Source organism: Nonomuraea sp. NPDC051298, from assembly GCF_055586305.1.
In genome coordinates, this window is the sequence record NZ_JBVJIM010000012.1 from 149,078 (window position 1) to 159,971 (window position 10,894).

12 protein-coding genes are annotated in these 10,894 nt (G+C 71.7%); 1 reads left to right on the forward strand and 11 read right to left on the reverse strand.

Annotated elements, in window-relative coordinates; genetic code table 11:
• Positions 1–46: 46 nt before the first annotated feature.
• The 5 genes from tatC to ACZ6S0_RS30765 form a co-directional block, all read right to left on the reverse strand.
• Positions 47–982, reverse strand: coding sequence for a twin-arginine translocase subunit TatC (tatC, locus tag ACZ6S0_RS30745; protein WP_465922804.1), 936 nt, complete (start codon positions 980–982; stop codon positions 47–49).
• Positions 983–1,079: 97 nt separating this feature from the next.
• The gene (gene tatA, locus ACZ6S0_RS30750) at positions 1,080–1,445 is read right to left on the reverse strand and encodes a Sec-independent protein translocase subunit TatA (protein WP_465922805.1); all 366 of its coding nucleotides are present in this window, start codon (positions 1,443–1,445) and stop codon (positions 1,080–1,082) included.
• 29 nt (positions 1,446–1,474) lie between these two features.
• Positions 1,475–1,675 carry a hypothetical protein gene (locus ACZ6S0_RS30755; RefSeq protein WP_344873534.1) on the reverse strand — a complete coding sequence of 67 codons (201 nt, stop codon included), beginning with the start codon at positions 1,673–1,675 and terminating at the stop codon, positions 1,475–1,477.
• A complete protein-coding gene (locus tag ACZ6S0_RS30760; RefSeq protein ID WP_465922806.1) occupies positions 1,672–2,637 on the reverse strand; it encodes a helix-turn-helix transcriptional regulator in 966 nt (321 codons plus the stop codon). The genes ACZ6S0_RS30755 and ACZ6S0_RS30760 overlap by 4 nt, the downstream gene beginning before the upstream one ends.
• A 67-nt stretch (positions 2,638–2,704) precedes the next feature.
• Positions 2,705–3,667 (reverse strand): helix-turn-helix transcriptional regulator, encoded by a 963-nt coding sequence (locus tag ACZ6S0_RS30765; protein WP_465922807.1) that lies wholly within the window; start codon positions 3,665–3,667, stop codon positions 2,705–2,707.
• A gap of 38 nt (positions 3,668–3,705) precedes the next feature.
• On the opposite strand from ACZ6S0_RS30765, the gene ACZ6S0_RS30770 reads away from it, so the two are divergent.
• Entirely contained in the window at positions 3,706–4,773 is a 1,068-nt protein-coding gene (locus ACZ6S0_RS30770; RefSeq protein ID WP_465922808.1) for a DUF3866 family protein, read from the forward strand.
• Here the strand turns inward: ACZ6S0_RS30770 and ACZ6S0_RS30775 are convergent.
• From ACZ6S0_RS30775 to ACZ6S0_RS30800, 6 genes are all read right to left on the reverse strand, one after another.
• Positions 4,719–5,240, reverse strand: coding sequence for a DUF3291 domain-containing protein (locus ACZ6S0_RS30775; RefSeq protein ID WP_465922809.1), 522 nt, complete (start codon positions 5,238–5,240; stop codon positions 4,719–4,721). The genes ACZ6S0_RS30770 and ACZ6S0_RS30775 overlap by 55 nt on opposite strands.
• The gene (locus tag ACZ6S0_RS30780) at positions 5,233–5,904 is read right to left on the reverse strand and encodes a helix-turn-helix transcriptional regulator (protein WP_465922810.1); all 672 of its coding nucleotides are present in this window, start codon (positions 5,902–5,904) and stop codon (positions 5,233–5,235) included. Before ACZ6S0_RS30780 ends, ACZ6S0_RS30775 begins: the two co-directional genes overlap by 8 nt.
• 42 nt (positions 5,905–5,946) lie before the next feature.
• Positions 5,947–6,867 carry an FKBP-type peptidyl-prolyl cis-trans isomerase gene (locus ACZ6S0_RS30785; protein WP_465922811.1) on the reverse strand — a complete coding sequence of 307 codons (921 nt, stop codon included), beginning with the start codon at positions 6,865–6,867 and terminating at the stop codon, positions 5,947–5,949.
• A gap of 169 nt (positions 6,868–7,036) precedes the next feature.
• Entirely contained in the window at positions 7,037–7,975 is a 939-nt protein-coding gene (locus ACZ6S0_RS30790) for an FKBP-type peptidyl-prolyl cis-trans isomerase (protein WP_465922812.1), read from the reverse strand.
• A gap of 238 nt (positions 7,976–8,213) precedes the next feature.
• Complete coding sequence (gene pafA, locus ACZ6S0_RS30795; protein ID WP_344873549.1) at positions 8,214–9,572, reverse strand: Pup--protein ligase; 1,359 nt, start codon at positions 9,570–9,572, stop codon at positions 8,214–8,216.
• Positions 9,573–9,814: 242 nt separating this feature from the next.
• Positions 9,815–10,438 carry a hypothetical protein gene (locus ACZ6S0_RS30800; RefSeq protein WP_465922813.1) on the reverse strand — a complete coding sequence of 208 codons (624 nt, stop codon included), beginning with the start codon at positions 10,436–10,438 and terminating at the stop codon, positions 9,815–9,817.
• Positions 10,439–10,894: the final 456 nt, after the last annotated feature.

Consider the following 10,894-nt stretch of genomic DNA (forward strand, 5'->3'; position numbering starts at 1 on the left):
GCCTCCCGCCCTCCGTCAAGACCGCGGGCCCAGACTCGGCCCAGGGTCAGGACTGCGGCTTGTCGTCGGCAGGCTTTTCGTCGGCGGGCTTGTCGGTGCCAGGCTTGTCTGTGCCGGGCTTGTCGGTGCCGGGCTTGTCGGTGCCGGGCGGCTCCTCGTCGAGGGGCGTGGGGTCGTCGTCGAGGGGTGTGGGAGCGTCGTCGAGCGGCGAGACGTCCTCGGCCAGCGGGGATGCCTCGTCGTCGGACAGATGGGAGAAGTCCTCGCCGGCGGGCCTGCGCCTCTCGCGCAGGAACATGAACAGCTCGGCCAGGAAGTAGAGCAGGATCATGGGCGCGGCCAGCGCCATCATGGTGAGCGGATCGCCGCCGGGCGTGATCACGGCGCCGAAGACGAACATGACGAAGATGACCGTGCGGCGGTGCTTCTTCACGGTCCCGTGGGGGAGCACCCCGATGATGTTGAGGAAGACCAGCAGCAGCGGCAGCTCGAAGGAGACGCCGAAGATCAGCAGCATGATCAGGACGTAGTCGAGGTAGTCGTCGATGCCGATGGTGGCGACGGTGCCCTCGAGCGAGAACCCCAGCAGGATGCCCAGGCTGGTGTCCATGATGAGGTAGGCCAGCGCCGCGCCGAGCACGAACAGCGGGACGGCCAGCCCCATGAACGCGATCGAGTAGCGCTTCTCGTTGCGATAGAGCGCGGGCGTGACGAACGCCCAGACCTGGTAGAGCCAGACAGGCGACGCCGCCACCAGGCCGATCATCAACGAGACCTTCAGCGTGATGAAGAAGGACTGGAAGATGCCGCTGTAGGTGAGGCTGCAGGCTCCGGTGAGCTGTTTCGCCTGGTCGGTCTCGCAGTAGGGCGCCTTGAGAATCTCCCAGACCGGATTGAAGAAGATCCATCCGATGACGATGCCGACGATCACGGCGGCCAGCGCGATGAGCAGCCGGTTGCGCAACTCACGCAGGTGCTCCATGAGGGGCATGCGGCCCTCGGGATCAGACGCGGGCTGACTTGACCGTTTGAGCAGCGCCATCTAGCAGTCCAGGTGACGAGGAGGGACAGGGGAGGTGTCAGGCGTGCTTGTCGGCCTGCGCGGCGTTGGCACGCAGCCTGGCGGCCTGCTCCTCGAGCTGGCGGGCCTGCTCCTCGGCCGACACACCCGGAGCGGGCGCGGGCGCCGGACCCGAAGCGGACGGGATCTGCTGCGGCTGCGGGGGCTGCGGCTGCGCGTAGGGCTGCGGCTGCACGGGCTGGGCCTGGGCCTGGACCGTGTGGCGCTGGTCGTCGTCCTCCTCGCGGAGCTTGGAGGTCTCCGACTTGAAGATGCGCAGCGACCGGCCGACCCCGCGGGCCATCTCGGGCAGCTTCTTCGCACCGAACAGCAGCACGAGCACCAGTGCGATGATCAGAAGTTCTGGAACTCCGAGTTGCGACATGAAACGCCCTTTTCTAGCGAGTGCCTGTTTCAGCCACGATCGTACGCTGCCCGGGGCGTGGTCTCATCCCCCCGGTCCGCCGATCCGGCCGGTCGCGGCTCCAGTCTGGCTTTCGCCGCGACGATTTCCCCCCTCAGCGTACGTGCCGCGGAGACGACCCGGACGCCCGCGAACGCGAGCACGACCAGCCCGGCCACGCCCAGGCCCGACGACAACAGGATCCATGTCATGACCGGTGAGCGTACAGGGCCAGGGTGCGCTCGGCCTCGGCGCGCACGGTCTCGGCCATGTCGGGCGGCGAGACCACCCGGCCGGTGTCGCCCAGGCGCAGCGCCAGCCTGAGTATCCAGTCCTCGTCGCGGGCCCGCAGCGACACCCGCAGGCGTCCCTCGCCCAGCTCGGTGACCTCCTCGCACGGGTAGTACTCGGCCACCCACCGCCCGGCGGCGCTCAGCTCCAGCTCCACCAGTTCGTCGGTCGGGGAGGGACGGAAAACGCCGCGGGTGACGTCGATGGGCTCGGCCTCCTCCGGCGGGTCGGCGAGCACGTCGAGCACCTCGACGCCGAGCATCCGGTCGAGCCGGAACATCCGCATGTCCTCGGCCCGGTAGCACCAGCCCTCCAGGTAGGCGCGGCCGTCCACGACCACGACCCGCATGGGGTCCACCTCGCGCGGGGTCACCTCGTCGCGGCCGGGCACGTAGTAGCGCAGCGACAGGCGGCGGCCCTTGGTGAGGCCCTCGCGCACGCGCGGCAGGGCGTCGGGGGCGGCGTCCACGTCGACGGCGAACTGGCTGCTGACGGTGGCGGCGCCCTCTCCCGCGGCCCGCTCCAGCTTGGCCATGACGCGGGGCAGCGCGTCGCCGGGCACCTCGGCCAGCTCGGGGGTGGCGGCCAGCATGCGCAGCGCGATCAGCAGGGCGCTGGCCTCGTCGATGCCCAGCCGCAGGGGCCTGGCGATGGTGTCGGCGTTGTCGATGATGATCTCGCCGCCGTCCCAGGACACGTCGATCAGGTCGCCGGGGGTGTGGCCGGGCAGCCCGCACATCCACACGAGCTGGAGGTCGTCGATGAGCTGCTTCTCGCTCAGCCCGAAGACCGCGGCCACCTCGTCGACCTGCGCCCCCGGATGGGACATCAGGTACGGCACCAGCGCCAGCAACCTCGGCAGCCGATCGGCCGACCCGCTCACGCGCCCTCCCCCGCCCGCCGCCCGAGCGGCCCGCCGCCACACCCGTTGACGTGCCCGCAGCGTTCCCTCATGCCATTGCCCCCTTCAGTCTGCGGATGACGACCTCGCGGACGTCCGGCGGCTCGACGACCTCGACGTCGGCGCCCAGGCTGGCCATCCATCCGGCCAGCCGTTCCGGGTCGGTGAAGGCCAGCTCGGCCTCGTCCCACCCGTCGGTGCCGGGGCGCACGGCCCTGGCCAGGCCGCGCAGCCCCTCGCACGCCCCCTGGCGTACGCGGACGACGGCGACCCGCTCGTCCGTCGGCTCGTCGGGGAAGCCCACCATGGCCCGCAGGTCGACGCCCTCGGGCACCTCGACCACGCCCGGCCTGCCGACCGGGACGACCTGCCCGGAGATGCGGCTGAGCCGGAAGGCGCGCGGGGCGTCCCTGTCGCGGTCGAACCCGGCGAGGTACCACCGGCCGCGGCGGCTGACCACGCCCCACGGCTCGACGGTGCGGCTGCGTACGGTCTCGCTGCCCGAGGCGCGGTAGTCGAAGCGGACCACGCGCCGGTCGCGCACCGCGTCCCACAGCGCGGGGAAGGCCGGGTCGCGGGTGTCGACGCGCAGCTCCAGCGCGCCCCCGCCCATCGGCCCCGCGACGGGCTGGTCGGTGGCCACGCCCCCGGCCCGCAGCTTCAGCAGCGCCCCCGAGGCGGCCTCGGCCAGGCTGGCCCGCTGCCACACCTGCGCGGCCAGGCCCAGCACGGCGGCCTCGTCGGGCTCCAGGGTGATCTCGGGCAGCTCGTACGACTCCCGCTCGATCCGGTAGCCCGGCTCGTCCTCCCACGGGTCGCGGACGACGTCGATCGGGATGCCGATCTCGCGCAGCTCGTTCTTGTCGCGCTCGAACATGCGCTGGAACGCCTCGTCGCCATCGCGGTCGTATCCGGGGACGGCCTGGCGGATCTGCTCGGCCGACAGCGGGCGCCGGGTGGCGAGCAGGCAGATCACGAGATTGAGCAACCGTTCTGTCTTCCGGCGCGACATCTGCCTCACTCCTCCTTCATCGACGCTACCCTGCCCCCGTGATCAGATGGCGCAAGGGCGAGGTCGTACGGATCCGACGCGAGTGGCCGGGAGCGGTGGAGCTGGACGTCGCCGTCCCCGAGGGCGAGTGCCGGGCGCTGGCGTACCCGCCACTGGTGGGGCGCCCGGAACCCGGCGACGAGGTGCTGCTCAACACGACCGCGCTCGCGATGGGTCTCGGTACGGGAGGTTACGCCATGGTGGTGGCCGTCCCGAACCGTTTGCCGCAAGACCCCTCGGGACCGGGGCACCTGGTGAAGGCGAGGTACACGCCGCTGCAGGCCACGGTGCACGGAGCCGACGAGCAGGATTCCCCCTACCACGACAGATTGCGCGAGGCCGACTCCCTCGACGGCATGCCGGTGGTGGTGGCCGACCTGCACTCGGCGCTGGCCCCGATCCTGTGCGGCCTGTACGCGGCCAGGCCGGGCGTGCGGGTGGCGTACGTGATGCAGGACGGCGGGGCGCTGCCCGTCTGGTTCTCGATGGCGGCGGCCAGGCTGCGCGAAACCGGCTGGCTGGCGGGCGTGGTGACGGCGGGGCAGTCGTTCGGCGGCGATCTGGAGGCGGTGACCGTCCACACCGGGCTGCTGGCGGCCCGGCACGTGCTGGAGGCCGACGTGGCGATCGTCGCGCAGGGGCCGGGCAACCTGGGCACCGGCACGCGGTGGGGGTTCTCGGGCGTGTCGGCGGGCGAGGCGGTGAACGCGGCCGGCGTGCTGCTGGGGCGGCCGGTGGCGGCGCTGCGGGTCAGCGAGGGCGACCGGCGCGAGCGCCACTACGGCGTCTCCCACCACTCGCTGACCGCCTACGGCCGGGTCGCGCTGTCGCCGGCGGAGGTGCCGGTGCCGGTGCTGCCCGGCGAGTTCGGGGAGCGGGTCAGGGACCAGGCCGAGCTGCTGGCCGTACGGCACCGGCTCGTCCCGGTCCCGGTGGAGGGCCTGCACGAGGCGCTGCGGGAGTCGCCGGTCAGGCTCTCCACGATGGGCCGGGGACTGGAGGAGGACCTGGCCTACTTCCTGGCCTCGGCGGCGGCCGGCCGGCTGGCGGCCTCGCTGCTCACGTAGCCGCCACCGGAGTCGTAGCGGTCCTTGAACGTGAACGCCTCGGGGCCCGGCCCCTCGCTCCTGAGACGCTCCAGCCGCCGCATGCCCTCCGCCAGGGAGGGGACGTGACCTTCCTGGATCCACCACATCACCGAGTACGGCTCGGCCACGCGCAGGAACCACTCCCTGCGCCGGCGCAGCACGCCCAGGTGGACGCTGCGGTAGGCGTAGTCCCACAGCGTCTCCAGTGACTCCCAGACCGAGAAGTTGACCAGCAGGAGGTCGCCGTAGTCGTGCTGGACGGTCGCGGTGGGGTCGCTCTCGCTCTCCTTGAGCCGCCAGACGAACCCCGGGGCCTGGTCGGCGACGGCGTTGACGGGTTCGAGCAGGGCGACGAACTCGGCGAGCTGAGGGCTGTCGATGGGCGCGCGCAGGTGGGCGACGTTGAGCTGGGCGAGATGCATGCGGCTCAGCACACCATCAGCCATCTTCTATGTCAATATCCGTTTGTTTTAGAGTGGGCTCCGTGAGGGACACACAGCACTCCCCCGGCCGCGGATCCAGCCTCGCCCTGTCCGGATCGTCGCCGAGCCCTTCGAGCAGGCCCTGGCACAGGGCCAGGTTCATGGAGCACACCAGCAGCGGCTGCTCCCCGGCCAGCGCGTGGAAGGGACAGTTGCGCAGCCGCAGCGCCCCGCCCTCGGCGTACGGCTCGTACCCGCGCCCGCGCAGCACCCGCTCCACCGGCTCGCCCCGGTGCCGCCGGGCGATCCTGGCGCCCGCCTCGCGCGCCGCCCGTTCGGCCCGTTCCTCGGCGCCGAGCCCGTCCACGACCTCGGCCAGGACCGAGGCGAGGGTGACGTAGTCGCGCGGCGGCAGGCTCACCGACCGCTCGCGCCCGGCCCTGCGGTAGACCTTCGCGGGCCGGCCGCTGCCCGGCCCCTTCCGCTCCTGCCGCCGGAAACCGCTCTCCAGCAGCCCGGCCTCGACCAGCTTGTCGAGGTGGTGACCGGCCAGTGTCCTGGACACGCCCGCGGCCTCGGCGGCCTCGCCGCGGCCCACGTCGCCGCCCCGGGACGCGACGGCGTCGTACAGGCTGCGGCGGACGGGGTCGTGCAACAGGGCCAGCGCCTCCAGGTCGTCGCTACTCACAGCGGGAGTCTATGGCGGCGTCGCGCGCAGGGCGGCCGGCGGTCAGTACGCGGCGATGAGGTCCACGACGAAAACGAGCGTGTCGGAGCCCTTGATCCCGTACGCCGCGTGACCGGCCGGGCCGTACCCGTAGGCGGGCGGGACGATCATCGCGACCCGGCTGCCCACCGGCACGCCGACCAGCGCCTTGTCCCAGCCCTTGATCACGCTGCCGTCGCCGAGCCTGAACGCCTTGGGCCCGCCGGTGCTCCAGGTGGCCTCGAAGACGCGGCGGCGGCTCCAGACGGCGCCCTCGTACTGGGTGACCACGAGCTGGCCCGCCCGTGCCCTGTGCCCGTCGCCCATGGACAGCACCTTGGCGGTGAACCGGGCGGGCGGCGCGGCCTCGGGCACGGACAGCGCGGGCTCGGCGCCGCCCTCGATCCGCACCCCGGCCAGCGTGCCGGCGCCCGCCTCGACCGAGACGCCCTTGTGGTGGGTGCCGAGGATGTCGACGACGTAGAACAGCTCGTCCTCCACGCCGACGCCCTTCGGCGGGTTGGCCCCGAACCCGTCGGCGGGCGGGATCGCGGCGATGACCCTGCTGCCCACCCTGCGGCCCGTGAGCGCCCGTTCCAGGCCCGGCAGCAGCTCCCCGACCGGGAACGCGGCCGGGGCGCCCCGGTTGAAGCTGGAGTCGACCAGGCGGTTGTCACGGCCGTCCCAGACGTGGGCGGTGTACTGGACGATGGCCACGTCGCCGACGCCGAGCCGCTCGCCCTGGCCCGCGGCCAGCTCGTCCACCCGCAGGCCGCCGACGGGCCTGCCGTCGGGGAAGACGATCGTCGGACGGGCCCCGAACGCGCCGCCCACCGTCAGGTCCAGCTCTCCCGCGGCCGGCCCGCCCGTGCAGCCGGACACCAGCGGGGCCGCCAGCAGTGCGGCCAGTAGTGGGAGCCGCGGCAGCGAGGCACGGCGGCGCATCGGTCCTCCCAGTCGTCCCAGCCCCTCCGAGCCCTTCCGAGCCCTTCCCGGCCCTTCCCGGCACAGAGCGGCCCGGCGGCAACCGAGCCGCCGGGCCTCGCGATGCTACCGCGTGGTAGGACCGTCCGTCAGCACGCCGCGGAAACCCCTCGGGGTCCCGGCCTGCGGCTCAGTAGGCGCCCAGCACGTCCACCACGAACACGAGCGTGCTGTTGGCGGGGATGCCCTGCTGCTCCTGGCTGCCGTAGCCCAGGTCCGGCGGGATGCTCAGCACGACCCGGCTGCCGATCGGCACCCCGGCCAGGCCCTTCTGCCAGCCCTGGATCACCTGGGCCAGCGGGAACTCGGCCGGCTGCCCCCGCTCCCAGCTCGAGTCGAACTGCTTGTCGGTGCCCCAGATCTTGCCCGTGTAGTGGACGACGAGCGTCTGGTCGGCCTCGGTCTTCTTGCCGGTGCCCTCGATGACGGTCTTGACGACGAGGTCCTTCGGCGCCTTCTCGTCGGTCTTGGTGGTCAGCGTGGGCGCCTTCTCACCGCCCGGGTTGTCGACCTTGACGCCCTCGATGGACTCGTTCTTCTCCTTGCCCGTGGCGGCCTTCAGCGGCGGCGGCTGGGTGCCGACCACGTCGAACACGAACACCTTGGTCGGCTCGGCCGGCGTGGTGGCCTGCTGCTCCGCCGGGACGGTGTCGTTCGCCAGCACGGCCAGCAGTCGGCCGCCGTGCTTGATCTTGGTGAAGCCCTCCTGGAGGACCTGCGGGAGCTGCTCGTTCACCGCGATCGTCTCCGGCGCCTTGGTGTCGTACGAGGAGCCCTGGACCGCGTTGCCCTGGCCGTCCCAGTTGTAGACGGTCAGGTTGACGATGACCCGATCGCCGGATTTGACGCCGGTGCCGCCGCCGGGCTGGATCACCTCGTACGACGACGTGGTGGCGGGCTTGCCGGAGGGGAAGGTCACCGTGGGCTTGGCCCCCACGTTCCCGGCGACCTTGACCCCGGACGACCCGCCGGAGGGGGCGGCGGCGGTCGTGGCACCGTTTTCGGAGCCGCACGCGGCGGCGAACAAGATCAATGGCACGGCGGCCAGAACGGCCAGAGCGCGGCGCATGAGTTTCCCTCGGAAAGACGTCAGGTTCGCGTCACCTTACCCGACTTCCCGGTAGGGCCGAGGTAAACGGCCTGCCAGTTCCCGGTATGCCCACATGCGGCGGCACCGGGGTGGCGAGACCCGCCAGGCCCGAATTGTCGCCGCCCGCCGCAAGACCGCTCCCCGTCGCGCGGGGCCGGTCGGCCGCGTCCCGCCCCTGGCGTCCGGCCGGGACGGGACGGGACGTCCGCGCGTGGGCTCACATTCCGGCGATCAGCTTGTCCACCCGCTCGTCCACGCTCCTGAACGGGTCTTTGCACAGCACCGTGCGCTGCGCCTGGTCGTTGAGCTTCAGGTGCACCCAGTCGACGGTGAAGTCGCGCCGCTTCTCCTGTGCCTTGCGGATGAACTCGCCGCGCAGCCGCGCCCTGGTCGTCTGCGGCGGCACCGACTTGGCCTCGAAGATCTTCAGGTCGGACGCCACCCGCTCCACCGAGCCGCGCTTCTGCAGCAGGTAGAACAGGCCGCGCTTGCGGTGCACGTCGTGGTAGGCCAGGTCGAGCTGGGCCACTCGCGGCGAGGAGAGCGGCAGGTCGTACTTGCGCCGGTAGCGCTCGATGAGCTGGTATTTCGTCACCCAGTCGATCTCGCGGGCGACGAGGTCGAGGTTGCCGGTGTCGACCGCGTGCAGCGTGCGCTCCCACAGCTCCAGCACCCGGTGGGCGATGGCGTCGCCGCCGCGGCGGTCGACGAAGTCCTTCGCCTTGGACAGGTATTCCTGCTGGATCTCCAGGCTGGACGCCTCACGCCCGTTGGCCAGGCGCACCCTGCGCCGCCCGGTCATGTCGTGGGAGACCTCACGGATGGCCCTGATCGGGTTTTCCAGCGACAGGTCGCGCATCACGGTGCCCGACTCGATCATGCGCAGCACCAGGTCGGTGGCGCCGACCTTGAGCAGCATGGTGGTCTCGCTCATGTTGGAGTCGCCCACGATGACGTGCAGCCGGCGGAAGCGCTCGGCGTCGGAGTGGGGCTCGTCACGGGTGTTGATGATCGGCCGGGAACGGGTGGTGGCGCTGGAGACGCCCTCCCAGATGTGCTCGGCCCGCTGCGAGACGCAGTAGACGGCGCCGCGCGGCGTCTGCAGCACCTTCCCGGCCCCGCACACGATCTGCCGGGTCACCAGGAACGGGATCAGCACGTCGGCCAGCCGCCCGAACTCCCCGTGCCGGCCGACGAGGTAGTTTTCGTGGCAGCCGTAGGAGTTACCGGCCGAGTCGGTGTTGTTCTTGAACAGATAGATGTCACCGGCGATGCCCTCTTCGCGCAGCCGCTTCTCGGCGTCCACGAGCAGGCCCTCGAGGATGCGCTCGCCCGCCTTGTCGTGGGTGACGAGCTCGATGACGTTGTCACACTCGGGAGTTGCGTATTCAGGATGGCTGCCCACGTCGAGATAGAGACGCGCGCCGTTGCGGAGGAAGACGTTGCTCGATCGGCCCCAGGACACGACCCGCCGGAACAAGTAGCGCGCGACCTCGTCGGGGGACAGCCTGCGCTGGCCCCTGAACGTGCAGGTCACGCCGTACTCGTTCTCCAGCCCGAAGATGCGACGATCCATCACCTCACACTATGCTCTCGGATCGGCGAGCGGGAGAGATCTTTCCCAGGTGTTTCCCATCGGGCCCCGCACGGCCCTGGTATGACCCCGTTCGTCCCCTACGTTTCTCCCCCGCCGCCGCGTCCTTTCGCGCCCCCGCCCTCACGTACGCATCCGCCCCCGCGTACGCGCTCGCGGGCGCCCCTCCACGCACTCTCGTCGCCCGCGCCCGCCCCCACGGGGCACGGATCCCGCGGCGCGCGTCAGGGGGTGTAGATCTCCTGGACCTGGACGATCTGCCCGTTGTGAACAGTGATGAGCGCGGGCTGCCGACTGCGGTCGTGCCGCTCGAGCAGCGTGGCCCTGGAGCAGCGCTTGGCGCCGAGGCCGGTGTCGCGGTCGACGGTGAGGTCGGTCGCCGAGGCCGCGCACCCGTACGCGGACAGGAAGATCACGTTCTTGGCGACGGGCGAGGAGTAGGCCGTGACGTCGCCCTCGGGCGGGCCCTCGAAGTGGCCCTCGGTCTTGGTGCCCTTCCGCCACCGGATCGGCTCGTACTCGGCGACGCCGCCGTTCACGTAGGTGATCCAGCCGCGCAGGATGCCGTTGCGGCGAGAGCTGATGTGCTTGGTGAAGTCGTGCCCCGGGTCGGCCTGGAAGGTGGTCCCGAACACCTTCGGCGCCTTGTACTTCGGGAACGCCGTCGACGTGCCGGACGCCGCGGACAGACGGGACACGGCCGACCCGGCTGACGTGGCTGACGTGGCTGACGTGGCTGAAGTCGTGGACGCGGCTGACGCGGTGGCGGCCTGTGCGGTCGCACCGGAGCTGAGCATCACGGCCGCCGCGGCACCCGCCGCGAGCAGGCCAGGCAAGTAGGTCTTCACGGATGTTGAGATCCTCGGCCACCCGAACGGGTTCAGGTGTCGGAGAGTGATTCAGCTCACACCGTCAGCCACCCTCACCCCCACCTCCAGCACGCCCACCTCCCCCACCAACAGCACCCCCACGGTGACGGTCCGTCGACTGCCCAAGGCTGGGCGTGTTGGCTGCCCACGGGGAGGGCCGGGCCGGTCGGCAAGGCGCGGGTTCGCTGCCTGCGAGAAGGGCCGGGCGGTCGGCGGGGCGCGGGTTCGCTGTCTTCAGGGAGGGCTGGGGCGGCGAGTCGGGGGTGCTCGCTGCGCGCAGGGAGGACCGGGACGGCCGTGCAGGGGCGCGGGCGGCGTGTCGAAGGCGCGAAGACGCGGAGGCGCGAAGACGCGGAGGCGCGAAGACGCGAAGACGCGGAGGCGCGGAGGCGCGAAGACGCGGAGGCGCGAAGACGCGGAGGCGCGGAGGCGCGA

What these genes read in the sequence shown, in the direction of transcription:
- ACZ6S0_RS30765 (WP_465922807.1), bottom strand. Translation starts at nt 3,667, where the DNA reads ATGTCGCGCCGGAAGACAGAACGGTTGCTCAATCTCGTGATCTGCCTG.
- tatC (WP_465922804.1), bottom strand. Translation starts at nt 982, where the DNA reads ATGGAGCACCTGCGTGAGTTGCGCAACCGGCTGCTCATCGCGCTGGCC.
- ACZ6S0_RS30785 (WP_465922811.1), bottom strand. Translation starts at nt 6,867, where the DNA reads ATGCGCCGCCGTGCCTCGCTGCCGCGGCTCCCACTACTGGCCGCACTG.
- tatA (WP_465922805.1), bottom strand. Translation starts at nt 1,445, where the DNA reads ATGTCGCAACTCGGAGTTCCAGAACTTCTGATCATCGCACTGGTGCTC.
- ACZ6S0_RS30775 (WP_465922809.1), bottom strand. Translation starts at nt 5,240, where the DNA reads ATGGCTGATGGTGTGCTGAGCCGCATGCATCTCGCCCAGCTCAACGTC.
- pafA (WP_344873549.1), bottom strand. Translation starts at nt 9,572, where the DNA reads ATGGATCGTCGCATCTTCGGGCTGGAGAACGAGTACGGCGTGACCTGC.
- ACZ6S0_RS30790 (WP_465922812.1), bottom strand. Translation starts at nt 7,975, where the DNA reads ATGCGCCGCGCTCTGGCCGTTCTGGCCGCCGTGCCATTGATCTTGTTC.
- ACZ6S0_RS30755 (WP_344873534.1), bottom strand. Translation starts at nt 1,675, where the DNA reads ATGACATGGATCCTGTTGTCGTCGGGCCTGGGCGTGGCCGGGCTGGTC.